The organism is Streptomyces sp. NPDC093795 (assembly GCF_044764665.1).
Classification (GTDB): domain Bacteria; phylum Actinomycetota; class Actinomycetes; order Streptomycetales; family Streptomycetaceae; genus Streptomyces.
In genome coordinates, this window is the sequence record NZ_JBIWIO010000007.1 from 252,653 (window position 1) to 275,332 (window position 22,680).

General features: G+C 70.4%; 21 protein-coding genes. 3 read left to right on the top strand and 18 right to left on the bottom strand.

What is annotated here, in order from left to right:
- Window positions 1-190: 190 nt before the first annotated feature.
- A complete protein-coding gene (locus tag ACIRB7_RS20800; RefSeq protein ID WP_403601038.1) occupies window positions 191-1,117 on the top strand; it encodes a hypothetical protein in 927 nt (308 codons plus the stop codon).
- Window positions 1,114-1,569, top strand: coding sequence for an ABA4-like family protein (locus ACIRB7_RS20805; RefSeq protein WP_403600532.1), 456 nt, complete (start codon window positions 1,114-1,116; stop codon window positions 1,567-1,569). The genes ACIRB7_RS20800 and ACIRB7_RS20805 overlap by 4 nt, the downstream gene beginning before the upstream one ends.
- Before the next feature lie 68 nt (window positions 1,570-1,637).
- Here the strand turns inward: ACIRB7_RS20805 and ACIRB7_RS20810 are convergent, their stop codons facing one another.
- From ACIRB7_RS20810 to ACIRB7_RS20870, 13 genes are all read right to left on the bottom strand, one after another.
- The gene (locus ACIRB7_RS20810) at window positions 1,638-3,065 is read right to left on the bottom strand and encodes a cytochrome P450 (RefSeq protein WP_403600535.1); all 1,428 of its coding nucleotides are present in this window, start codon (window positions 3,063-3,065) and stop codon (window positions 1,638-1,640) included.
- A gap of 182 nt (window positions 3,066-3,247) precedes the next feature.
- Window positions 3,248-6,076 carry a DEAD/DEAH box helicase gene (locus tag ACIRB7_RS20815; RefSeq protein ID WP_403600538.1) on the bottom strand — a complete coding sequence of 943 codons (2,829 nt, stop codon included), beginning with the start codon at window positions 6,074-6,076 and terminating at the stop codon, window positions 3,248-3,250.
- Window positions 6,077-6,120: 44 nt separating this feature from the next.
- Window positions 6,121-7,125, bottom strand: coding sequence for a diacylglycerol kinase (locus ACIRB7_RS20820; protein WP_403600541.1), 1,005 nt, complete (start codon window positions 7,123-7,125; stop codon window positions 6,121-6,123).
- A 41-nt stretch (window positions 7,126-7,166) separates the two neighbouring features.
- Window positions 7,167-8,069 (bottom strand): twin-arginine translocase subunit TatC, encoded by a 903-nt coding sequence (gene tatC / locus ACIRB7_RS20825; RefSeq protein ID WP_351217801.1) that lies wholly within the window; start codon window positions 8,067-8,069, stop codon window positions 7,167-7,169.
- 105 nt (window positions 8,070-8,174) lie between these two features.
- Entirely contained in the window at window positions 8,175-8,471 is a 297-nt protein-coding gene (tatA, locus tag ACIRB7_RS20830; RefSeq protein ID WP_403600544.1) for a Sec-independent protein translocase subunit TatA, read from the bottom strand.
- A 185-nt stretch (window positions 8,472-8,656) separates the two neighbouring features.
- Complete coding sequence (locus ACIRB7_RS20835; protein WP_403600547.1) at window positions 8,657-8,854, bottom strand: hypothetical protein; 198 nt, start codon at window positions 8,852-8,854, stop codon at window positions 8,657-8,659.
- Window positions 8,855-8,919: 65 nt separating this feature from the next.
- Window positions 8,920-9,183, bottom strand: a complete 264-nt coding sequence (locus ACIRB7_RS20840; protein WP_403600549.1) for a hypothetical protein — start codon at window positions 9,181-9,183, stop codon at window positions 8,920-8,922.
- A 152-nt stretch (window positions 9,184-9,335) separates the two neighbouring features.
- The gene (locus ACIRB7_RS20845; RefSeq protein ID WP_403600552.1) at window positions 9,336-10,289 is read right to left on the bottom strand and encodes a helix-turn-helix transcriptional regulator; all 954 of its coding nucleotides are present in this window, start codon (window positions 10,287-10,289) and stop codon (window positions 9,336-9,338) included.
- Between the two features lie 16 nt (window positions 10,290-10,305).
- Complete coding sequence (locus ACIRB7_RS20850; protein WP_403600554.1) at window positions 10,306-11,262, bottom strand: helix-turn-helix transcriptional regulator; 957 nt, start codon at window positions 11,260-11,262, stop codon at window positions 10,306-10,308.
- A gap of 214 nt (window positions 11,263-11,476) precedes the next feature.
- Entirely contained in the window at window positions 11,477-11,848 is a 372-nt protein-coding gene (locus ACIRB7_RS20855; protein WP_403600557.1) for an FKBP-type peptidyl-prolyl cis-trans isomerase, read from the bottom strand.
- 43 nt (window positions 11,849-11,891) lie between these two features.
- The gene (locus tag ACIRB7_RS20860; protein WP_403600560.1) at window positions 11,892-12,830 is read right to left on the bottom strand and encodes an FKBP-type peptidyl-prolyl cis-trans isomerase; all 939 of its coding nucleotides are present in this window, start codon (window positions 12,828-12,830) and stop codon (window positions 11,892-11,894) included.
- Between the two features lie 118 nt (window positions 12,831-12,948).
- Window positions 12,949-14,310 carry a Pup--protein ligase gene (gene pafA, locus ACIRB7_RS20865; protein ID WP_384897356.1) on the bottom strand — a complete coding sequence of 454 codons (1,362 nt, stop codon included), beginning with the start codon at window positions 14,308-14,310 and terminating at the stop codon, window positions 12,949-12,951.
- A 69-nt stretch (window positions 14,311-14,379) separates the two neighbouring features.
- Window positions 14,380-15,660, bottom strand: coding sequence for an MFS transporter (locus tag ACIRB7_RS20870; protein ID WP_403600563.1), 1,281 nt, complete (start codon window positions 15,658-15,660; stop codon window positions 14,380-14,382).
- A gap of 156 nt (window positions 15,661-15,816) precedes the next feature.
- Here ACIRB7_RS20870 and ACIRB7_RS20875 point away from each other — a divergent pair, with 156 nt between their 5' ends.
- Window positions 15,817-16,836 carry a LacI family DNA-binding transcriptional regulator gene (locus tag ACIRB7_RS20875; RefSeq protein WP_403600567.1) on the top strand — a complete coding sequence of 340 codons (1,020 nt, stop codon included), beginning with the start codon at window positions 15,817-15,819 and terminating at the stop codon, window positions 16,834-16,836.
- A gap of 82 nt (window positions 16,837-16,918) precedes the next feature.
- Here ACIRB7_RS20875 and prcA read toward each other — a convergent pair whose 3' ends face one another.
- From prcA to arc, 5 genes are all read right to left on the bottom strand, one after another.
- Window positions 16,919-17,671 carry a proteasome subunit alpha gene (gene prcA / locus ACIRB7_RS20880; protein WP_250765582.1) on the bottom strand — a complete coding sequence of 251 codons (753 nt, stop codon included), beginning with the start codon at window positions 17,669-17,671 and terminating at the stop codon, window positions 16,919-16,921.
- A gap of 46 nt (window positions 17,672-17,717) precedes the next feature.
- Window positions 17,718-18,557: a proteasome subunit beta gene (prcB, locus tag ACIRB7_RS20885; protein ID WP_403600571.1), complete on the bottom strand. Its 840-nt coding sequence runs from the start codon at window positions 18,555-18,557 to the stop codon at window positions 17,718-17,720.
- 161 nt (window positions 18,558-18,718) lie between these two features.
- The gene (locus tag ACIRB7_RS20890) at window positions 18,719-18,931 is read right to left on the bottom strand and encodes a ubiquitin-like protein Pup (RefSeq protein WP_030213091.1); all 213 of its coding nucleotides are present in this window, start codon (window positions 18,929-18,931) and stop codon (window positions 18,719-18,721) included.
- 159 nt (window positions 18,932-19,090) lie between these two features.
- Complete coding sequence (gene dop, locus ACIRB7_RS20895; protein ID WP_403600574.1) at window positions 19,091-20,602, bottom strand: depupylase/deamidase Dop; 1,512 nt, start codon at window positions 20,600-20,602, stop codon at window positions 19,091-19,093.
- A 181-nt stretch (window positions 20,603-20,783) separates the two neighbouring features.
- Entirely contained in the window at window positions 20,784-22,550 is a 1,767-nt protein-coding gene (arc, locus tag ACIRB7_RS20900; RefSeq protein ID WP_403600577.1) for a proteasome ATPase, read from the bottom strand.
- Window positions 22,551-22,680 lie beyond the last annotated feature (130 nt).

Here is a 22,680-nt window from a genome sequence, read left to right on the forward strand (position 1 = left end):
CATAGATAGTGGCGCTATCAGATAGCGGCGAGTGCCACTATCTATACTTTCCTACGGGGGGATCCGTATGTCCTCACTCGGCACGACCTCATCAAGCACGACCTCACCCGACCCGACCCCGCTCGGCCCGCTCGGCCCGCTGCGCGCACTGACCCGGCTGCACCGCCCGCTGGTCTGGTTCGCCGGCTCGATGGTCGTCCTCGCGCTCGTCTCCGCCGTCGGCCTGCTCATCGACGACCGGATCCTGGTGGGCGTGCCGATCTGGACCAAGCCGTTCAAGTTCTCGGTCTCGTTGTTCGCCTACACGCTCTCGCTCGCCTGGATGCTCTCCCTGCTCGCCCCGACCTCCCGCGCCCACCGCGTGGGCTGGTGGGCCGGAACCGTCGCCGCCGGCACCTTGACGGCCGAGATGGTGCTCATCACCCTCCAGGTGGTCCGCGGCACTCAGAGCCACTTCAACCACGCGACTCCCTTCGACAACGCCGTCTTCCAGATCATGGGAGCCAGCATCGCCGTCCTGTGGCTGAGCGCCCTGGTCATCGCGGTACTCCTGCTGCGCGCCCGGATCCTCGACCGCGCCACCGCCTGGGCCGTCCGCCTCTCCTCACTCATCGCCCTCGCGGGCGCCGCCGTGGGCTTCCTGATGACGTCTCCGACCCCGGAACAGCTGGCGGTCGACGACTCCCCGATCAGTGGCGCCCACAGCGTCGGAGTCCCGGACGGCGGCCCCTCGATGCCGCTGACCGGCTGGTCGACCACCGGCGGCGACCTGCGCATCCCTCACTTCTTCGGCATGCACGCGCTCCAGCTGCTCCCGCTGCTCCTGATCGTCCTGGCCGCTCTCGCGCCGCGCTTCGCCCGACTCGCCGACGAGCGGGTCCGCCTCCGGCTCACGCTGACCGCCGCGGGGGTGTACGCGGCGACCTTCGTCCTCCTCACCTGGCAGGCGCTGCGCGGCCAGGCCCTGTTCTCACCGGACGGCGTGACGCTCGCCGCGGCGGGAGCGATCGCGCTGCTCGGCGCCGCCGCCACCGCCCTGTCCCTCAGGGGGCCCTCCCCCTCCCCCTCCCCTCCCTCCCCCTCCTCCCCCACCCGCCCCGAAGAGGTCGCGTCATGACGGGCTTCCTCTTCGAGCTGACGTTCTTTCTGGCGGCGCCCGTCTGGCTGCTGATGATCTGCGCCCCGGCCTGGCGCCTCACCGAACGCCTCGCGGCCTCGCCCCTGACCGTCCTGCCGATCCTGGCCGTCTGGGCGGTCCTGGCGGCGCCCGTCCTGCCCGAACTGTGGGCGGCGGTCAGCAGCCCCGACCTCGACACCTTCCGAGAGCTGGCGGCGCTCGCGAACGGGGCCGGGGCGGTCTGGGCGCAGATCATCGCCTGGGACCTGCTGCTCGGCCAGTGGATGTACCGAGAGGGTCGGCGCCTCTCCGTCCCACCCCTCCTGATGGCTCCCCTCCTCCTCCTGACGATCCTCCTCTCCCCCATCGGCCTGCCCCTGTTCCTGGCGGTCCGGGCGGGGTGGGCCCGACGAGTGAACGGGCCGATACGGAAACCGACACCAGGCGTGTAGACGGCGGTAGAAGGGAGCAGCGAGTGCCTGGAATGCGTTCGGCACCACGAGATTGCCGGATAGCTGCTTTACAAGGTGGTCTGGGCGTCGTCGGAACCTCGGTCCCGCGCGTGGACCGTCGCCAGGACGTCGCGGTCCGGTTGGAGGGTGAGGCTCGGGACCGGGTGGATGCCGTCGGTGGTGAGGTCCAGGTGGTAGCGGCGGGCGAGGACCGCGAGGACGAGGACGGCTTCGACGAGGGCGAAGCGGGTGCCGAGGCAGACGCGCGGGCCGCCGCCGAAGGGGAACCAGGCGTATTCGGGTATCTCCTCGGCGGGTTCGCCGTCCTCGGTGGTGAGCCAGCGCTCGGGGCGGAAGGCTTCCGCGTCGCCGTACCAGCGGGGGTCGCGATGGGTGGCCCACTGGCTGGACCAGACGCGGGTGCCGGCGGGGACGGCCCTGCCGCCCAGGGTCGCACCTTCCTTGGCCAGGCCGGTGATGAGCCAGATCGTCGGGTAGAGGCGCAGGGTTTCCTTGATGACGGCCTGGGTGTAGGTGAGGGACGCGTAGTCGTCGTAGCCGGGTTCGTGGTCGGGGAGGACCCGGTCGAGTTCCTCGCCGAGGGCGTCGCGGACCCGGGCGTTCCGGGAGAGCAGGTACCAGGCCCAGACGAGGGTGGAGCTGGTGGTCTCGTGGCCGCCGATGTAGAGGGTGACGGTCTCGTCGCGGATCTCCTGGTCGGAGAGGGGTGCGCCGGTCTCGTCCCTGGCGGCGAGGAGCCGGCTGAGGAGGTCGGGGCGCTCGGCCTCGCCGTCCCGGTGGCGGGAGACGACACGGGAGACTTCCGCGTCGATGACGGCGGTGGCGCGCTTGATGCGGGCGCGTCCGGGCGTGGGGACCCAGTCGGGCAGCACGGCTCCGATGCCGCTGAACTCGGCGCCGATCTCCTTCTGGGCGATGTCCATGGCCTGGCCGATGGCTTCGGCGTCGGCGGCGGTGTCGACGCCGAAGATGGTGCGGACGGCGACGAGTTGGGTGAGGGCGGCCATGTCCTTCTTGATGTCGACCTGCTGTCCGTCGGTCCACCGGTCGGCGAGGGCGACGGCGCATTCGGTCATGGTCGCCGCGTAGGAGCGGACCTGCTTGGGGCGCACCGAGGGCTGCACCAGGGAGCGCTTGCGTCGCCAGTCGGCTCCCTTGGAGACGATGACGCCGTTGCCGAGGAGGGTGCGGAAGGCGATGCCGAGGTCGGGCTGGTCGAAGCTTCGCTCGACTTCGGTGAGGAGTTCGCCGACGGTGTCGGGGTGGGCGATGAAGAGGCAGGGCTTGCGTCCGAAGCGCCAGCGGACGAAGTCGCCGCGGTCCCTGAGCTGTTCGAAGAAGCCGAGGGGGTCCTTGCCGAACGCGGGCAGGTTCCCGAGGAGGGGTACTCCCCGGGGGCCTTCCGCGATGTCCGGTGACGGCGGTGGCGTGTCGCCGCGTGTCCCGGCGTGCGGATGACCGGCTTGCGTGGTCATGTGTGTCCCTCCCCAACTGGCCTGCCCTGCCTGTGAGTCCCATGCAAGCGGAAGGCTCCTGACCGCGCCACCCCTGTGGACAACGACCTGTGGACAACTCCACCCCGGGAACGCCGAGTGCCCGTGGCGCAGTCGCCACGGGCACTCGCCCCGAAGGGAAGGGAGGGCTGGGGGCCGCGCCGTCAGCCCACCGAGCTGTAGGCGACGACGCCGCGCAGCAGCGCGTCCACGGCCTTGCGGGCGTTCTTGGAGACGGTGCTGTTCTCCTTGGGCGCCGCCGCCGCGATCTGGCCGAGGACGTCGATGACCTGCTTGCACCAGCGGACGAAGTCTCCGGCGGGCATCTCGGCCTCGCGCAGCACCTCGTCGAGGCTCTTGTCGGAGGCCCACTGGTAGGCGGCCCAGGCGAATCCGAGGTCGGGTTCGCGCTGGCCGACCCCCTCCGCCTGGTTGATCTTGAACTCCTCTTCGAGGGCGTCGAGGCGGCCCCAGATCCTGACCATCTCGCCGAGCGCGGCCTTGGCGTTGCCGGCGGGCAGCTTGGGTGCGACGGCGTCGTCGGACTGGCGCGCCTCGAACACCAACGCGGAGGCACATGCGGCGAGTTCGGCCGGGGTGAGGCCCTCCCAGACGCGGTCGCGGAGGCATTCGCTGGCGAGCAGGTCGAGTTCGCCGTAGAGCCGGGCGAGCCGCTTGCCGTTGTCGGTGACCTCGTTGGCCCGGAGGTAGTCGAGTTCGGTGAGGAGCGCGACGATCCGGTCGAAGGTGCGGGCGATGGTGTTGGTGCGGCCTTCGATGCGCCGTTCCAGCTGCTGGGTGTCGCGCTGGAGACGGTGGTAGCGCTCGGCCCAGCGGGCGTGGTCCTCGCGCTCGTCGCAGCCGTGGCAGGGATGGGCGCGGATCTCTGTGCGCAGCCGGGCGAGTTCGCGGTCGTCGGCGGCGGCGGAGCGCTGTTTGTGGTGGCGCTCCGGGTTGATGTGTCCGGCCTTGCTGCGCAGCGCGGAGGCGAGGTCGCGGCGGGACTGCGGGGAGCGCGGGTTGAAGGACTTGGGGATCCTCATGCGCTCCAGTGCCTCGACCGGTACGGGGAAGTCGATGGAGGCGAGCCTTTTGACCTGCCGTTCCGCGGTGAGGACGAGGGGGCGTGGTCCGTCGTGGTGCTCGAAGCCGCGGTGGCCGTTGGTGCGGCCCGCCGGGATGCCGGGGTCGAGGACGAGGGCGAGTCCGGCGAACTTGCCCGTCGGGACGTGGATGACGTCGCCGGGCTTGAGCTTCTCCAGGGATCCTGCGGCCTGGGCGCGGCGCTGGGCGGCGCCCTGCTTGGCCAGCTCGGTCTCGCGGTCCTTGAGATCGCGGCGGAGCCGCGCGTACTCCTCGAAGTCACCGAGGTGGCAGGTCATGCCCTGGCGGTAGCCGTCGAGTCCTTCCTCGTTCCGCTGCACCTGTCGGGAGATGCCGACGACGGAGCGGTCGGCCTGGAACTGGGCGAAGGAGGTTTCGAGGAGTTCGCGGGAGCGGTGCCGGCCGAACTGGTCGACGAGGTTGACCGCCATGTTGTACGAGGGTCTGAAGCTGGAGCGCAGGGGGTAGGTGCGTGTGCCGGCGAGTCCGGCGAGGTGCTCGGGGTCGAGGCCGCGCTGCCAGAGGACGACGGCGTGGCCTTCGACGTCGATGCCTCGGCGTCCGGCGCGGCCGGTGAGCTGGGTGTACTCACCGGGGGTGATGTCGGCGTGCTGTTCGCCGTTCCACTTGACGAGCTTTTCGAGGATGACGGTCCGCGCGGGCATGTTGATGCCGAGGGCGAGGGTCTCGGTGGCGAAGACGGCCTTCACGAGGCCGCGGACGAAGAGCTCCTCGACGACCTCCTTGAAGGTCGGGAGCATGCCGGCGTGGTGGGCGGCGATGCCCCGCTCCAGGGCTTCGAGCCATTCGTAGTAGCCGAGGACGTGAAGGTCCTCGCTGGGGATGGCGGCGGTGCGTTCCTCGACGATCTCGCGGACGCGGCGGCGGCCGTCGTCGTCGTTGAGGCGGAGTCCGGCGTAGAGGCACTGCTGGACGGCGGCCTCGCAGGCGGCGCGGCTGAAGATGAACGTGATGGCGGGCAGGAGCCCTTCGGCGTCGAGGCGCTCGATGACCTCGGGGCGGCCGGGGGTCCAGATACGGGAGCGCTGGCGGCGTTCGCGCTCGCGGTCGGCCTCGCGGACCATCTTGCCGCGTCGCCGGTCGCGCGGGTTGTACGTGCGCGTGTTCTCGGTGCGGGCGAGGCGGAGGAGGTCGGGGTTGACCTCGCGTCGGGAGGCGCCGCGGCCGCCGTGGTCGGTCTCCTCCTCGAAGAGGTCGTACATCCGGCGTCCGGCGAGGACGTGCTGCCAGAGGGGGACGGGGCGGCTCTCGGAGACGATGACCTCGGTGTCGCCGCGGACGGTGTCGAGCCAGTCGCCGAACTCCTCGGCGTTCGACACGGTCGCGGAGAGGGAGACGAGGGTGACGGATTCGGGGAGGTGGATGATCACTTCCTCCCAGACGGCGCCACGGAAGCGGTCGGAGAGGTAGTGGACCTCGTCCATGACCACGTATCCGAGGCCGGAGAGGGCCTGGGATCCCGCGTACAGCATGTTCCGGAGGACCTCGGTGGTCATGACCACGATCGGCGCGCCGCCGTTGACGCTGTTGTCGCCGGTGAGGAGGCCGACCTTGTCGGCGCCGTACCGTCTGACGAGGTCGGCGTACTTCTGGTTCGACAGCGCCTTGATGGGCGTCGTGTAGAAGCACTTGCGGCCCTGGGCGAGGGCGAGATGGACGGCGAACTCGCCGACGATGGTCTTGCCGGAGCCCGTGGGCGCGGCGACGAGCACGCCCTTCCCCGCTTCGAGGGCCTTGCAGGCCTCGATCTGGAAGGGGTCCAGACCGAACTCGTACATCTCGCGGAAGGGGGCCAGTGCGGTGGCCTGCTCGGCGTTGCGGGCGAGGGCGGCCGCGTATGCCTGGGCGGGTGTGAGGTCTTCTGTCATCTTGTCTTCGAGCCTACCCGGCCCCTGTGACAGTGACGCGATCTTTATCGGAGGGATGTGGCGGGGCCCTGGTGGGGGGCCAGGACGCGCAGTGCGCCGGGGACGCATTCGACGGTGAGGGGCAGGGGGCCGAGGGGCTCGCCGTCGGCGTAGCCGGTGGTGTCGGGGGCGTCCAGGGTGAGGGAGCGGACGCGGTAGGTGGTGACCTTGGGGTGGTCGAGGTGTGTGCCCTTGTAGACGCGGGGGAAGACCTTGATCAGGGTGCGGCGGTCGCAGTCGCCGACGACGGTGACGTCGAGGAGTCCGTCGTCGGTGCGGGCGTCGGCGCAGATGCGCATGCCGCCGCCGTAGGAGCTGCCGTTGCCGACGGCGACGAGGGTGGCGTCGGTCTCGACGACGTGCCCGTCGTCGAGGGTGAGGCGGTAGGGGACGGGCCGGAAGCCGGCGAGCTCGGCGAGGATCGCGAGGTCGTACTTGAAGCGTCCGGCGGGGATGCGCATGCGGTTGCCCCGGTCGTTGACGCGGGAGTCGAAGCCGGAGGCGAGGACGGTGCCGTACCAGCGGGAGCGAGTGCGGGTGGTGGCAGGGGCGAGGGCTCCTGCGCGGGTGGGGCCTTCCGCGTGGGTGCGGTCCCCCGCGTCGGCCGTTCCGCCGCGGATCCGTCCCAGGTCGATGCTCCGGCCGCCGGACGTCTTGAGGACCTCGGCAGTGACCCGTGCCGCGGCGGCCGGGTCGCGGACGGGCAGGCCGAGGGTGCGGGCGAAGTCGTTGCCGGTGCCCGCGGCGATGACCCCGAGGGGGGTGCGGGTGCCCGCGACGGCCTGGAGCGCGAGGGAGATCATGCCGTCGCCGCCGACGGCGACGAGGGCGCCGGTGCCCTCGGCGACGGCCTCGCGGGCGCGTCGCAGGGCGTCGGCGGCGTCGTGTCCGAGGACGGTACGGACGGCGAAGCCCGCGTCCCTGAGGGCGCGGGCTGCGGGCTGGGCCGCGTGGGCGCCGCGGCCGCGGCCCGCGGTGGGGTTGACGAAGAGGGTGATGTCGCTGGTCATGGGCGGTCCCCCCGGACGGAGTCTGGGGGGACCTTACAAGATCAGGTGATGTCGTCGTAACCGTTGACCCGGTGCGCGCTGGTTCCGCCGTGCTCTCCGGTGGCCTGCTCGGGCAGGGCGCGGGAGGCGGCGACCGGTTCGACGGCGGCGACGGGCGCGGGCCTGAGGTCGAGCGCGGACGCCTCGTCGTCGTCGAGTTCGGCGTCGGGGTTGTTGCGCCTGCGTCGCCGGTCGTTGAGGAGGGAGAAGCCGACGGCGCCGAAGTAGAGGACGGTGATGGGTCCGGCGAGGGCGATCATGCCGACGGGGTCGGTGGTCGGGGTGATGACGGCGCCGAACACGAAGACGCCCATGATCACGCCGCGCCACCAGCCGGCCATGCGGCGGCCGGTGAGGACACCGGTGAGGTTGAGCATCACGAGGACGAGCGGCAGCTCGAAGGCGAGGCCGAAGACGAGCACCATGCGCAGGGTGAAGTCGAGGACGTCACCGAGCGAGAGGATGTTCGCGGAGCCGCTGGGCGTGAGGCTGATGAGGACCTTCACGCTGATGGGGAGGATGAGGTAGGCGAGGTAGGCGCCTGCGGAGAAGAGCGGCACGGCCGCGCCGACGAAGGCGTACGTGTACTTCTTCTCGCTCTTGTGCAGTCCGGGCGCGACGAAGGCCCAGAGCTGGTAGAGCCAGACGGGGCTCGCGACGACGAGGCCCGCGGTCAGCGACAGCTGGATCGTCGTGCTGAACGGGGCCATGAGCGTGTTGAAGGAGACGATCGCGCAGTTGCCGCCATCGCTGGTGACGCCTTGTGCGCAGGTGGGCACCGATTGCGTCAGGAACTGCATGAGCTCCTCGCTGTACACGAGGGCCACGATCGTCACCGCTGCGACGGCGAGGAGACCCTTCGCCAGTCGGTTGCGGAGTTCACGCAGGTGCTCCACGAGGGGCATCCGGCCCTCGGGATCCTTCTCCTGCTTGCGGGCAGACTTGGGCAACCCACGTCCTCATCTCGTGCGGCAGGCCGCCGCCCGGTGCGGCGGCCGCGGCGGACCGGGTCAGCGCTTGGTGGTGTCCGAGGGCTCGGTCACGGGACGCGAGCTGGACACGTCTCCGGGAGCGGCCTGGATGGTACGCGGGGCGGGCTGGTCCTGGGCGGTGGTCGCTGTGCCGGCGTGCGGCGGGTCGGCGGGGGCGCTCTGCTGGTCGTCCGACTTCATCGCCTTGGCCTCGCTCTTGAGGATGCGGGCGGACTTGCCGAGCGAGCGAGCCATGTCCGGGAGCTTCTTGGCACCGAACAGCAGGATGATGACGACGAGGATCAGAATGATCTCGGTGGGGCCGAGCCTACCCATAGCTGTGTACCTTCTTCACCGAGGCGACATGGAGTGCGTGCCCGGCGGGTCGGACAGGTGTCCGGCCACCGCGCTGCCTGCGATCGTAACCCGCAGGAGTAAACACAGGGCAATGCCCGTGCATACTCCCGATTGCGTCCCGCGTGCCCGGCCGAGGGCCGCTTCATGCAGCGTACGGCACGGACTCAGCGCAGGGTCTCGCCGGTTCTGGCCAGGCCGACGGCGGCGGTTTCGAGCTCTTCGGCGGCCTGGTTGATCCGCTGTGTGGTGTGGGCCACTTGACGGCCGAGGCGCTGGACCTCGAGGAACACCTTGATGGCGAGGACGCCGAGGACGGCGAGGCCGAGGAAGCCGAGGGCGATGGCGAGCATGGGCCAGAACATGTGCTGAGCCTAGACCTTGGGCGGGCGGCGTTCGAAGGTGCGCGGTCGGCGGGGGCGGAGGGCGCTCAGACCGTGGTGTGGAGGCGCAGGGTCCGGACGCCGCCGCCGGTGAGGAGTTCGACGATGCGCTCACCCGCGGGCTTGCGGACGGAGCTGCCGCACTCGGGGCAGGTGAAGGAGTAGAAGGTGGTGCGGCGGCTGGCGCCGATGGCCAGGCGCAGGGCGCTCGCGGAGAGTTCGAAGCGGGAGCGGCAGTCGGGGCAGGCGGCCTTGAAGAGGACCGGGGCCATCGTCGCCTTGAGACCGTGCGTCACGGACATTTCCCTCATCTCTCGTCTCCCGCGCTCACTGACCGCGTGCGCAGGCGCACCCACGCACTCACTTGCCGCGTGCGCCCGTAGCCGCGTTCGCACCGCGTGCGTCCTCAGCCGCATCCGCACCAGCGGCCACGTCCGTTACAGCGTCCCCCGGGCGGGAAACGTCACTCGCCTTCGTACGCGGCGAGTGCGGCGGCGGCCGCCGTCCTCGCGTTGTCGGCGAGCTCCTGCGGGGCGACGATCCGCCCGTCGCTGCCGAGCCGCAGCGCGAGCCGGCGCAGCGAGGCCGGGTCCGGCGTTCGGAGGGTGACCCGGAGCCCGCCGTCGGGCAGCTCGTCGGCCCGGTCGTGCGGGTAGTACTCGGCGACCCATCGCCCGCCGGGACCGACCTCGACAACCACCTCGGGGTCGTCGGCGGACGGCTGGACGAGTCCCTCGGAGAGGTCGCGCAGCTCCAGCTCCGGCGGCGCCGCGTGCTCGTCGAGGATGCGGATCTCGGCGACCCGGTCGAGCCGGAAGGTGCGGCGCGCCTCGGTGAGCCGGCACCACGCCTCCATGTACGTGTGGCCGACGGCGAACAGCCGGATCGGGTCGACCTCGCGTTCGGTGAGCTCGTCGCGCGCCGGCGAGTAGTAGCGCACCCAGAGGCGTCGGCGCTCCGAGATCGCCCGGTCGACCTCGGCGAAGACCCCGCCCTCGGACTCGAAGGTCACCGAGAGCCGGGAGCTGGCCCCGGCGGCCTCGCCGGCCGCGGCCTCCAGCTTGGCGGTGGCGCGGAGGAGCGCCTCCCGGTCGCTCTCGCGGAGCCCGGGCAGGGTGGCGACGGCACGGGCGGCGACCAGGAGGGCCGTCGCCTCGTCGGCGGCGAGCCGCAGCGGGGCCGCGACGTCGTCCGGGTTGTGCCACCAGATCCGGTCGCCGTCGGTGTCGATGTCGAGGAGGTCGCCGCCGCGGAAGCTGGTGCCGCACATGGGCAGCACGTCCAGGTCGGAGATCAGCTCGTCCTCGGTGATCCCGAAGGCGCGCGCGACGTCGGCGACGTGGGCGCCGGGGCGCTCCCGGAGGTAGGTGACGAGCGAGAGCATCCGCCTCGTCTGGTCGATCGCGTTGGCAGCCATGCGGTTCGTCTTCCCCTCAGCCCTTGGCCACGGCACGGAGCCGGTCGACCACATCGGCGCGCAGATCGGCCGGTTCCAGTACGACGACATCGGGGCCGAACTCGACGAGCCAGGCGTCGAGCCCGTGCCCGTACGGGATCTCGAGTTCGTCCCAGCCGTCGGCGCCCTCGCGTACGGACTGGGCGCGGGCCCGCAGCGGGTAGCCGCAGCCGGTGCGCAGCCGGATCCGGGCCGAGCGGGTGGCGGTCTCGCCCGCCCAGCTCTCGACGGTCTCCCGGACGGTGACGACATCGGGTACGGGCGCGGTGTAGGCGCCGGCCCGGGAGCGGACCTTGCCGGTGATCCGGGAGAGGCGGAAGACGCGCTCGGCGCCCCGGTCGCGGTCCCAGCCGGCCAGGTACCAGTGGCCGCGCCAGCATTCGAGGGTCCAGGGTTCGACCTGGCGGGTCTCGGGGCGGGCGGCGTTGGCCTTGCGGTAGTCGAAGACGACGAGGCGGCGGTCGCGGCAGGCCAGCATCAGCGGTTCGAAGGCTGCCTCGTGGACGGGGATGCGGGGTTCGAGGGCGCTGGGCTGGATGTCGTACGAGTCCTCCGCCTCCGGCATGCCCGCGGCGCGGAGTTTCTGGAGGGCTCCGCTGGCCGCGCCGGCGAGGCGGGCCTGCTGCCAGACCTTCGCGGCGAGGCCGAGCGCGGCGGCCTCCTCGGCGTCGAGGGTGATGGGCGGCAGCCGGTTGGAGTCGCGGCGGGCGAGGTAGCCGGTCTCGCCCTCCAGGTTCTCGACGGTCTCGATGACGAGGCCGAGCTCGCGCAGATCGTCCTTGTCGCGCTCGAACATACGGTTGAAGGCGTCGTCGGCGCCGGCTTCGAGGTAGGCCTCGATGGAGCCGCGGAGTTCACGCTTGCTCAGCGGGCGGCGTGTCCCGAGGAGGCACAGCGCGAGATTCATCAGCCGCTCGGACTTGGCAATCGCCATCGACGCCCCGCACCTCTTTTACCGGATCCACTTGTCGGACGTCCGACCGTACCGCCCCGGGGTGTCGGGGCCAAAGCCGAGGGCTCGCCGCGGGCGGTCGCAGGGGCCGCGGACTGTCGCGTACGAGGCCGCGGACTGTCGCGTACGAGGCCGAGGGCCCCCGCCACGGATGGCAGGGGCCCTCGGAGGACCGTCACCGGTCGGACACGACCGATCAGACGGCGACCAGGTCGCAGACGAAGATCAGCGTCTCGCCCGGGGCGATCTTGGCGCCGGCGCCACGGTCGCCGTAGGCGAGGTGGGCGGGGATGATCAGCTCGCGACGGCCGCCGACCTTCATGCCCTGGACGCCCTGGTCCCAGCCGGAGATGACCTGGCCGACGCCGAGCCGGAACTGGAGCGGCTCGCCGCGGCTCCAGGAGGAGTCGAACTCCTCGCCGGTGGAGAAGGCGACGCCCACGTAGTGGACGCGGACGTTGGCGCCGGCCTTGGCCTCGGCGCCGTCGCCCTCCCAGATGTCCCTGATCTTCAGGTCCTTCGGCGGCTCGCCACCCGGGAAGTCGACCTCGGGCTTCTCGATGCTCACTGGACTGCTCCTCATACTGATGAACTGCGTGATCGGGACAGTCTTACATCTTCGTCAGGATGTCCACGGCGAACACCAGCGTGGAGTTCTTCGGGATCCCCTGCTTCTCCTCGTTGCCGAACGCCTCCGACGGCGGGGCGACGATCAGGACGCGGCTGCCGACCTTCTTGCCGACGAGACCGTCCTTGAGGCCCTTCAGCGTGAGGTTCGCGAGCGGGAAGTTCGTGGGCTTGCCGGTGGTGTACGTCGAGTCGAAGACCTTGCCGTCCTTCCAGAGGGCGGCGACGTAGTTGACGACGACCGTGTCGGTCGGCTTCACGGCCTCGCCCGTGGACTCGATCACGTAGTTCGAGACGAGCTTGGTCGGCGGGGCGGACTTCGGCACCGTCAGCGTGGGCGCCTTGCCGTCGGTGTTGGTGCCGACCTTCGGCAGGTCCTTGTTCTCCTGGGCGACCGGGGTGCCCGTGGCGGACTTCGGGATGGTGACGGACTTCAGGATGTCCACGACGAACACGAGGGTGGCGTTGGGCTTGATGTCGCCCTGGCCCTGCGCGCCGTAACCGAGCTCCGGCGGGATGCCGATCTCGATGCGGCTGCCGACCTTCTGCCCTTCGAGGCCCTGGTCCCAGCCCTTGATGACGCTGCCGGCACCGAGGGTCAGGTCGAACGGCTGACCGCGGTCGAAGCTGTTGTCGAAGGGGGTGGTGGAGTCCCAGGCCTGACCCAGGTAGTTCACCTGGATCGCGTCGCCCTTCTTCGTCACCGCGCCTTTGCCCTCGCTGATGACGTTGACCTTGAGTTCCTTGGGCGGGGCGCCCTCGCCCTTGGCGAGGGTCGGCTTCTCGCCGAACTTGGCCCCCGCGGTGATGGCGGGCAGCCCGTTCGTCATCGAAGCGGAATCGGAGCCCTTGTCGTCGCTGCCGCACGCCGCTGTCGAGAGCAGCAGCAGCGGGACGACGAGAAGGCCGGCAAGTCGGCGCACGTGTTCCTCAGATCTCAGACGGCACAAGTAGTTGTGCCGACACTCTAGGGGACCCTCCTGTCACGTCGAGGGCCCCGCACGCCAAACGTGCGGGGCCCTGCCGGTCGATACGATCTGCCTACATTCCGGCGATCAGCTTTTCCACCCGGTCGTCGACGGAGCGGAACGGGTCCTTGCACAACACCGTGCGCTGCGCCTGGTCGTTCAGCTTGAGGTGGACCCAGTCGACGGTGAAGTCCCGTCGTTGCTCCTGGGCGCGGCGGATGAAGTCGCCGCGCAGTCGCGCCCGAGTGGTCTGCGGGGGCACCGACTTGCCCTCGAAGATCTTCAGGTCGTTGCAGATCCGCGCCGCCTGCCCGTTCTTCTGGAGCAGGTAGTAGAGCCCACGACGACGGTGGATGTCGTGGTACGCGAGGTCTATCTGCGCGACCCGCGGGTTCGACATGGTCATGTTGTGCTTGGCCCGGTAGCGCTCGATGAGCCGGTGCTTCATGACCCAGTCGATCTCGGTCTCGATGCGGTCGAGCCGCTCGCTCTCGATCGCGTCGAGCGTACGTCCCCACAGCTCCAGGACCTGGGCGACGGTGCCGGACCGGATCCCGCGCCGGTCGACGAAGTCGACGGCCTTCTCGTAGTACTCGCGCTGGACCTCCAGGGCGGAGGCCTCGCGGCCGCTGGCGAGCCGGACCTTGCGCTGTCCGGTGATGTCGTGGCTGACCTCGCGGATGGCCCGGATGGGGTTCTCCAGGGTCAGGTCGCGCATCACCGTGCCCGCCTCGATCATGCGGAGCACCAGGTCGGTGGCGCCGACCTTGAGCAGCATGGTCGTCTCGGACATGTTCGAGTCGCCGACGATGACGTGCAGCCGGCGGTAGCGCTCGGCGTCGGCGTGCGGCTCGTCCCTGGTGTTGATGATGGGCCGCGAGCGGGTGGTCGCGGAGCTGACGCCCTCCCAGATGTGCTCGGCGCGCTGGGAGACGCAGAACACCGCGCCCCGGGGGGTCTGGAGGACCTTCCCCGCGCCGCAGATGAGCTGCCGGGTGACGAGGAACGGAATGAGGATGTCCGCGAGCCGGGAGAACTCTCCGTGGCGGGCGACGAGATAGTTCTCGTGGCAGCCGTAGGAGTTTCCGGCCGAGTCGGTGTTGTTCTTGAAGAGGTAGACGTCGCCCGCGATTCCCTCCTCGTGCAGGCGGCGTTCGGCGTCGACGAGCAGGCCCTCGAGAATGCGCTCACCGGCCTTGTCGTGGGTGACCAGTTCGGTCACGTCGTCGCATTCCGGTGTGGCGTATTCCGGATGCGAACCCACGTCCAGGTACAGGCGGGCGCCGTTCCGCAGGAAGACATTGCTGCTGCGGCCCCATGACACGACACGGCGGAAGAGGTAGCGCGCCACTTCGTCAGGAGACAGTCGGCGCTGTCCCCTGAACGTGCACGTGACGCCGTACTCGTTCTCCAGCCCGAAAATGCGGCGGTCCATGTCTGAACATTACGCCTGACGGCCTGTGCTGAAACCGGGTTGGACGTTCCCGTTTCGATCATTTTCCGATCAGTGCGTGTTCTTTTCGCTGTGTACGGGGGTGGGGGCGCCCGCACCGACGGCGTGTCGCGCGTCGACGGCGGGGGCGTCGGGGGCCACGGGCGCGCCGAGGACGCGGCCGGTGGCCAGGAGGACGAGGAAGGCGATCAGGCCGCCCGCCCCGGCGACGGCGAATCCGGTGACGGTCCCCGCGAGTTCGACGGCGGGGCCCGCCACGGCGGAGCCGAGGGCCGAGCCGACGCCGAAGGTGGTGACGAGCCAGGAGAAGGCCTCGGTCACGGTGCCGCGCGGCGCGTGCCGGTCCACGACGATGAAGGCGCAGGCGAGGGCGGGCGCCAGGAACACGCCGGAGAGGACCGAGAGACCGGTCATGGCGACGGGGCCCGGCGTGAGGACGAGCGGCAGGTAGCAGACGGCGAGGAGCAGGACGAGCACGCGCAGGCGGCGCTCGGGGGTGCCGGTCCACCGGCGGGCGCCGTAGGCGACGCCGCCGAGGAGCGCGCCGAGGCCGAGGGCGGCCATCAGCCAGCCGTAGACCGACGGGGTGCCCCGGTCGTCGGCGTAGGCGACGGCGGCGACGGTGATGGAGCCGAGCGCGAGGCCGACGAAGAAGAAGGAGCCGAGGAGGGCGAGGAGCCCCGGTGAGCGCAGGGCGCCCAGCCAGTGGGCCTCCCGGGGTGCGGAGCGCCAGGTGCGGGAGGGCGCGGAGAGGACGACGGCGAGGGCGCCGAGGACGCCGAGGAGGTTGATGACGAGGAGGGCGGCGGCGGGCGACCAGAGGGAGACGAGGAGGGTCAGCAGGAGGGGGCCCGCGGTGAACATGACCTCCTGCGCCACCGCGTCGAGTGCGTACGCCCGGTGGACCCGGTCCTCGCGGCCCAGGACGCTCGGCCAGAGGGCGCGCAGCCCGCCCTCCAGGGGCGGTGTGAAGAGCCCGGCGAGGACGACGGCCGCGTACGCGAGCGGCAGGTGGCCGATGCCGGTGAGGGCGAGCAGGGCCATGCCGAGGGCGGAGAGGACCGCGGCGGGCAGTTGGACCCGGGGCTGGCCCTTGAGGTCGACGGCGCGGCCGAGGAGGGGCTGTCCGACGGCGGTGGCGACGCCGTAGGCGGCGATGAGGCCGCCGGCGAGGGTGTAGCTGCCGCCCTGGTCGCGGACGAAGAGGGTGAGGGCGATGGGGCCGGTGCCGTTGGGCAGGCGTCCGAGCAGGGTGCCGGCGAGCAGCCGGGCGGCGTGTGGCGCCCGGAGTATGTCGAGATAGCCGCCGCGTGCCGGGGCCTCGGTGGCCATGTGGTCTCCCCTCGCCTCGGACGAGCCCGAGGTTTTACGTATAACTTCCGTCGTCATACGTACCATGTCGGCTGTACGCGGGTCCAGCCCGCGCTGCTCGACCGTTGTACGCGGGTCCGGCCCGCGCCCCCTGAACCGTTCGACGCGGAGGCCCCAGTGCAGACCCCGGAGCCGCTCGGCGGCGCCCGCCCCACCAGCCGGGACGTCGCCCGGGCCGCGGGCGTCTCCCAGGCCACCGTCTCCCTCGTGCTCGGCGACAAGTGGCGCGGCCGGGTGTCGGAGCGCACAGCGGAGGCCGTCCGTGAGACCGCCCGGAGCCTCGGCTACCGGCCCAACCTCGCCGCCCGCAACCTCCGTCTCGGCCGCACCCGGACCGCCCTCCTCGTGGTCCCGGCGCTCACCAACGAGTTCTTCGCCCACGTCTACACGGGCGCCGCGGCGGCGGCTGCCCGGCACGGCTTCGGCGTCGTCCTCTACCCCTCCCCCGACGGCCTGGGCCCCGCCCGTGACCCCTTCGCCTCGGCGCCGGCCGCGCTCGACGGCGTCATCGCCTCCTCGATGGCCACCGACGCCCTGGCGGCCTTCCGGGGCACCGACCTGCCGCTCGTCATGCTCGACAGCGACCCTGCGGACGCCGGCGCCGCCGCCCATGTGAACCTCGACGTCGCCGACGGCATGCTCCGGGTGACCGACCATCTCCTCGGCCTCGGCCACCGCGATTTTCTGCACCTGGCGTCGGCGGCCCCGTCCTGGACGTTCGACGTGCGGGCCGCCACGCTCGCCCACGCCCTGCGCGGGACGGAGGTGCGCACCGTACGGTCACCGCTGAACGTCGCGGACGCGGGGGAGGTCGCCGGGTCCGCCCTCGCCGCGCCCGGCCCCCGGCCCACGGCGGTGATCTGCGACGACGACATCCTCGCGGCCGGCGTCTGCAAGGCCGCGCGCCGGCTCGGGCTGCGGGTCCCCGAGGACCTGTCGGTCACCGGCTTCGACGACATGGCGCTCGCGACCGTGGTCGAGCCGGAGCTGACGACGGTCCGGCTGCCCGCCGAGGAGTTCGGCCGGCGGGGCATGGAGGCGCTGCTCGCCGTCCTCGCGGGCGAACGCCCCGAGCCGGTCTCCCTGCCCGTCGCCCTCGTCCCCCGCGGCTCCACGGGCCCCGCACCGGCCCCCTGAGGCCGGCCCGGAGGGCCGGAGAGCCCGGGTACGCCGAAGGGGCCCGGTCGCCATGGACCGGGCCCCCTTCCGAGCGTCGGGACTACTCCTCGGGAGCCTCGTCCGAGGGCTCGTCCGTCTTCGCCACCGCCGCGTTGTCCGCCTGGAGGAGGCGCGACAGCTGACGGCCGACGATCCGCTTGAACTTGCGCTGCTGCGGACGCGTACGGTCCAGGACCGCCACCTCGAGGCGCTCCGCGGGGATCTCCCGCTCGCTGCCGTTGGTGTCCCGCGACAGGGCCTGCACGGCCAGCTTCAGGGCCTCGGCGAGGGACATGCCGTCCCGGTGCCGCTGGTCCAGGAAGGAGCCGATCTGCTCCGCGTTCCCGCCGACCGCGACCGAGCCGTGCTCGTCCACGATCGAGCCGTCGTGCGGAAGCCGGTAGATCTGGTCGCCCGACGGTTCCTCCCCGACCTCGGCGACGACCAGCTCGACCTCGTACGGCTTCTCCCCCGCGCTGGAGAAGATCGTGCCCAGCGTCTGGGCGTAGACGTTGGCCAGGCCGCGCGCGGTGACGTCGTCCCGGTCGTAGGTGTAGCCCCGCAGGTCGGCGTAGCGCACGCCGCCGATGCGGAGGTTCTCGTACTCGTTGTACTTGCCGGCGGCGGCGAAGCCGATCCGGTCGTAGATCTCGCTGAACTTGTGCAGCGCGCGGGACGGGTTCTCGCCGACGAAGACGATGCCGTCGGTGTACTGGAGGACGACCAGGCTGCGGCCTCGGGCGATGCCCTTGCGGGCGTACTCCGCCCGGTCGGCCATGGCCTGCTGGGGTGAGACGTAGAACGGAGTGGACACCGGCGGTCCGTCCCTTTCTTCTGGGCTTCTACAGAGCGACGAGTGGTCAGAGCAGGGCGGCGCGCGGCCCGTCGGGCTGCTCCAGGCGCCGTGCGGTGACCGACCGGGCCAGCTCGGAGGACTCGGCCTCGGTGAGCCTGCGGTAGCCCTCGTCCGTGATGACCGTGACGATCGGGAAGATCCGGCGTGCCATGTCGGGGCCGCCGGTCGCCGAGTCGTCGTCCGCCGCGTCGTAGAGCGCCTGGACGACCAGGGTGGTGGCCTCCTGCTCGGTCAGGTCGGCGCGGTACAGCTTCTTCATCGAACCGCGCGCGAAGATCGAGCCGGAGCCGGTGGCGGCGAACCCGTGCTCCTCGGAGCGGCCGCCGGTCACGTCGTACGAGAAGATCCGGCCCTTCTCCTTGGCCTCGTCCCAGCCCGCGAAGAGCGGCACCACGGCGAGTCCCTGCATGGCCATGCCGAGGTTGCCCCGGATCATGGTGGAGAGGCGGTTCGCCTTGCCCTCGAGGGAGAGCGTGACGCCCTCCACCTTCTCGAAGTGCTCCAGCTCCAGCTGGAACAGCTTGACCATCTCGACGGCGAGACCCGCGGTGCCGGCGATGCCGACGGCGGAGTACTCGTCGGCCGGGAAGACCTTCTCGATGTCCCGCTGCGCGATCATGTTCCCCATGGTGGCCCGCCGGTCACCGGCGAGCACGACGCCGCCGGGGAACGTCGCGGCCACGATGGTCGTCCCGTGCGGGGCCTCGACGACGCCCTCCGGCAGCCTCCGGTTGCCGGGGAGCTGATCCGGCGAGTGCGCGGACAGGAAGTCCATGAACGAGGACGACCCCGGCGTGAGGAAGGCCGCCGGCAGACGCCCGGTGCTACGAGGGTTGGCTTCCACGCGATTCCTTCCGGGTGGGAGAGTCGGCCCGCCGTGGGACGCGCGGGCCGATCTTGGTTGCTGTGCACGGACCTTACCCGTGCCACCGCTTGTCATCCGTCCCCGGACCCACGGCTTTCTCCGGGGCTCCGGGGACGGAGGACGACAGGTGCGTGGAGCGGCTACTCGCCGCCCTTCTGCACGAAGGACCGCACGAAGTCCTCGGCGTTCTCCTCGAGTACGTCGTCGATCTCGTCCAGGACGGAGTCCACGTCCTCGCTCAGCTTCTCCTGGCGCTCCTGGAGGTCGGAGCTCGCCTCCGTGGTGGTCTCCTCGACCTCCTCCGTGGAACGCGTCGCCTTCTGCTGTCCGCCGCCGGTGTCCTTGGTCGCCATAAACCTCACCCCGCTCGAATCGGCCCGCTCGGTTGAGTCCGTACAAGATCAGACCCTATACGTGGGGTCCGACTTCGGCCCCGTGGTTTCCACAACGCCCGGGCACTGTTTCCATGATTCCCAGCGCCGGGGCATTTCAGGCCCGTGGAGGGCCTCCGATCAGCCGCCGGAGAGTACTCGGACCAGTTCCTCGGCCGTCCGGCAGCGGTCGAGGAGCGACTTCACATGGGCTTTGGTGCCGCGCAGCGGCTCCAGGGTCGGGACGCGCTGGAGGGAGTCCCGACCGGGAAGGTCGAAGATCACCGAGTCCCAGGAGGCGGCGGCGACGTCGTCGGCGTACTGCTCCAGGCAGCGGCCCCGGAAATAGGCCCGGGTGTCCTCGGGAGGCGCCGTCTCGGCCCGCTCCACGTCCGCCTCGTCCAGGAGCCGCTTCATGCGCCCGCGGGCCACCAGACGGTTGTAGAGGCCCTTGTCGGGGCGTACGTCCGCGTACTGGAGGTCCACCAGGTGCAGGCGTGCGGCGTCCCACTCCAGGCCGTCCCGGCGCCGGTAGCCCTCCATGAGCTCCCGCTTGGCGATCCAGTCGAGCTCGCCGGCCAGGCTCATCGGATCGTTCTCGAGCCGGTTGAGGGTGTCCTCCCAGCGGATCAGGACGTCCTTGGTCTGCTCGTCCGCGTCCGTGCCGTACCGCTCGTCCACGTACTTCCTGGCCAGCTCGAAGTACTCCATCTGGAGCTGCACCGCGGTGAGTGTCCGGCCGCTGCGGAGCGTGATCAGGTACTGGAGCGTCGGGTCGTGCGAGACGTGGTGGAGGGTCCGTACGGGCTGGTCGACGGCGAGGTCGACGGTGATGAACCCGTCCTCGATCATCGACAGGACCAGCGCGGTGGTGCCCAGCTTGAGGTAGGTCGAGATCTCGGAGAGGTTCGCGTCGCCGATGATCACATGCAGCCTGCGATAGCGCTCGGCGTCGGCGTGCGGCTCGTCCCGGGTGTTGATGATGGGGCGCTTGAGGGTGGTCTCCAGGCCCACCTCGACCTCGAAGTAGTCGGCGCGCTGGCTGATCTGGAAGCCGTGCTCACGGCCGTCCTGGCCGATGCCGACCCGTCCCGCGCCGGTCACGACCTGGCGGGAGACGAAGAAGGGGGTGAGGTGGCGCACGATGTCCGAGAAGGGGGTCTCCCGCTTCATCAGGTAGTTCTCGTGCGTGCCGTAGGAGGCGCCCTTGTTGTCGGTGTTGTTCTTGTAGAGGTGGATCGGCTGGGCGCCGGGGAGCTGGGCGGCGCGCTCGGCGGCCTCCGCCATGATCCGCTCGCCGGCCTTGTCCCAGAGGACGGCGTCGAGCGGGTTGGTGACCTCGGGCGAGCTGTACTCCGGGTGGGCGTGGTCCACGTAGAGCCGTGCTCCGTTGGTGAGGATCACGTTGGCCAGGCCGATGTCCTCGTCGGTGAGCTGGCTGGAGTCGGCCACCTCGCGGGCGAGGTCGAAGCCGCGGGCGTCCCGCAGCGGGTTCTCCTCCTCGAAGTCCCAGCGGGCGCGGCGCGCCCGGTGCATCGCCGCCGCGTAGGCGTTGACGATCTGGGACGAGGTGAGCATGGCATTGGCGTTCGGGTGTCCCGGGACGGAGATCCCGTACTCCGTCTCGATGCCCATTACTCGCCGTACGGTCATGCGGCCCTCCTTGCCCGGCGGCGCTCACTGTGCGCGACTCGGCGGTACCGATGAGCCTAGAGCGGCTCCGCGCTGGTGGGGAGATCGTTTGCGTATTTCCCTGTGATGCCGGGGGAAATGCTGGATGGAATGCGTCGGCTGCGGATGCCCGGTTTCCGGACATCCGCAGCCGGTGGGCGTTTTACAGGTACTGACCGGTATTGGCCACCGTGTCGATGGAGCGTCCGGTGTCCGCGCCCTGCTTTCCGGTGACGAGGGTGCGGATGAACACGATCCGCTCGCCCTTCTTTCCGGAGATCCGGGCCCAGTCGTCGGGGTTGGTGGTGTTGGGCAGGTCCTCGTTCTCCTTGAACTCGTCCACGCAGGCCTGGAGGAGGTGGGAGACGCGGATGCCCTTCTGGTTGTGGTCGAGGAAGGCCTTGATGGCCATCTTCTTGGCCCGGTCGACGATGTTCTGGATCATCGCGCCGGAGTTGAAGTCCTTGAAGTAGAGGACTTCCTTGTCGCCGTTGGCGTACGTGACTTCGAGGAAGCGGTTCTCCTCGGTTTCGGCGTACATCTGCTCGACGACGGACTGGATCATTCCGTGGGCGGCGGCGGCCTTGGAGCCGCTGTGCTCGGAAAGGTCGTCGGCGTGCAGCGGCAGGGTGGCCGTGAGGTACTTCGCGAAGATGTCCTTCGCGGCCTCCGCGTCCGGACGCTCGATCTTGATCTTGACGTCGAGCCGGCCGGGCCGCAGGATCGCGGGGTCGATCATGTCCTCGCGGTTGGAGGCGCCGATGACGATGACGTTCTCCAGGCCCTCCACACCGTCGATCTCGGCGAGGAGCTGCGGGACGATGGTGTTCTCCACGTCCGAGCTGACACCGGAGCCGCGGGTGCGGAAGAGGGATTCCATCTCGTCGAAGAAGACGATGACGGGGGTGCCCTCGCTCGCCTTCTCCCGGGCACGCTGGAAGACGAGGCGGATGTGCCGCTCGGTCTCACCGACGTACTTGTTGAGGAGCTCGGGGCCCTTGATGTTGAGGAAGTAGGACTTCCCCGCGGGCTGACCGGTCACCTCGGCGACCTTCTTGGCCAGGGAGTTGGCCACGGCCTTCGCGATCAGCGTCTTGCCGCAGCCGGGCGGCCCGTAGAGCAGGATGCCCTTGGGCGGCCGCAGTTCGTGCTCCTTGAAGAGGTCCGGGTGGAGGTAGGGAAGCTCGACCGCGTCGCGGATCATCTCGATCTGGCCGCCCAGACCGCCGATCTTCTCGTAGTCGACGTCCGGGACCTCTTCCAGAACGAGTTCTTCGACCTCGCTCTTGGGGACCACCTCGTAGACGTAGCCGGACCTGGAGTCGAGCAGCAGGGCGTCACCGGCGCGGATGGTGACGTCCAGCAGAGGCTCGGCGAGCCTCACCACCCGTTCCTCGTCGGTGTGCCCGACCACCAGGGCGCGCTCGCCGTCCTCGAGGATCTCCTTGAGGGTGACGATGTCCCCGGCGCGCTCGTACTCCATGGCCTCGACCACGTTGAGCGCTTCGTTGAGCATGACTTCCTGGCCGCGCTTGAGCTCGGGGAGCTCGATGCTCGGGCTGACGTTCACCCGGAGCTTGCGGCCCCCGGTGAAGATGTCACATGTGCCGTCCTCGTTGGCCTGCAGGAAGACACCGAAGCCGGCCGGCGGCTGTGCGAGCCGGTCGACCTCCTCCTTGAGGGCCACGATCTGGTCGCGGGCCTCACGGAGCGTGTTCGCGAGTCGTTCGTTCTGCGCGGACACGCCGGCCAGGTTGGTCTGCAGCTCGACGATCCGCTCTTCGAGAATCCTCGTGTGTCGCGGAGAGTCGGCGAGCTTGCGGCGCAGGACGGCGATTTCCTGCTCGAGATAGGCAACCTGACCGGCGGGGTCTTCAGACCCTCGCCCCGGCCGGATGCCGCGGTTGATGTCGTCGTCGTGGGCTGCCACGGTCCTCACCTCCTCCAAGGGGAGCTGGACGCTTCCTGACCCTACCTGCGTGGGTGGTGATTGAAACCCCTAGATCAAAAAGACTCCGAGGTGTGTCCGATCTTCACCCTTGCGCTTCCCCTCTCGCCAG

What these genes read in the sequence shown, in the direction of transcription:
- ACIRB7_RS20800 (WP_403601038.1), top strand. Translation starts at nt 191, where the DNA reads ATGGTCGTCCTCGCGCTCGTCTCCGCCGTCGGCCTGCTCATCGACGAC.
- ACIRB7_RS20805 (WP_403600532.1), top strand. Translation starts at nt 1,114, where the DNA reads ATGACGGGCTTCCTCTTCGAGCTGACGTTCTTTCTGGCGGCGCCCGTC.
- ACIRB7_RS20810 (WP_403600535.1), bottom strand. Translation starts at nt 3,065, where the DNA reads ATGACCACGCAAGCCGGTCATCCGCACGCCGGGACACGCGGCGACACG.
- ACIRB7_RS20815 (WP_403600538.1), bottom strand. Translation starts at nt 6,076, where the DNA reads ATGACAGAAGACCTCACACCCGCCCAGGCATACGCGGCCGCCCTCGCC.
- ACIRB7_RS20820 (WP_403600541.1), bottom strand. Translation starts at nt 7,125, where the DNA reads ATGACCAGCGACATCACCCTCTTCGTCAACCCCACCGCGGGCCGCGGC.
- tatC (WP_351217801.1), bottom strand. Translation starts at nt 8,069, where the DNA reads ATGCCCCTCGTGGAGCACCTGCGTGAACTCCGCAACCGACTGGCGAAG.
- tatA (WP_403600544.1), bottom strand. Translation starts at nt 8,471, where the DNA reads ATGGGTAGGCTCGGCCCCACCGAGATCATTCTGATCCTCGTCGTCATC.
- ACIRB7_RS20835 (WP_403600547.1), bottom strand. Translation starts at nt 8,854, where the DNA reads ATGTTCTGGCCCATGCTCGCCATCGCCCTCGGCTTCCTCGGCCTCGCC.
- ACIRB7_RS20840 (WP_403600549.1), bottom strand. Translation starts at nt 9,183, where the DNA reads ATGAGGGAAATGTCCGTGACGCACGGTCTCAAGGCGACGATGGCCCCG.
- ACIRB7_RS20845 (WP_403600552.1), bottom strand. Translation starts at nt 10,289, where the DNA reads ATGGCTGCCAACGCGATCGACCAGACGAGGCGGATGCTCTCGCTCGTC.
- ACIRB7_RS20850 (WP_403600554.1), bottom strand. Translation starts at nt 11,262, where the DNA reads ATGGCGATTGCCAAGTCCGAGCGGCTGATGAATCTCGCGCTGTGCCTC.
- pafA (WP_384897356.1), bottom strand. Translation starts at nt 14,310, where the DNA reads ATGGACCGCCGCATTTTCGGGCTGGAGAACGAGTACGGCGTCACGTGC.
- ACIRB7_RS20870 (WP_403600563.1), bottom strand. Translation starts at nt 15,660, where the DNA reads ATGGCCACCGAGGCCCCGGCACGCGGCGGCTATCTCGACATACTCCGG.
- ACIRB7_RS20890 (WP_030213091.1), bottom strand. Translation starts at nt 18,931, where the DNA reads ATGGCGACCAAGGACACCGGCGGCGGACAGCAGAAGGCGACGCGTTCC.
- dop (WP_403600574.1), bottom strand. Translation starts at nt 20,602, where the DNA reads ATGACCGTACGGCGAGTAATGGGCATCGAGACGGAGTACGGGATCTCC.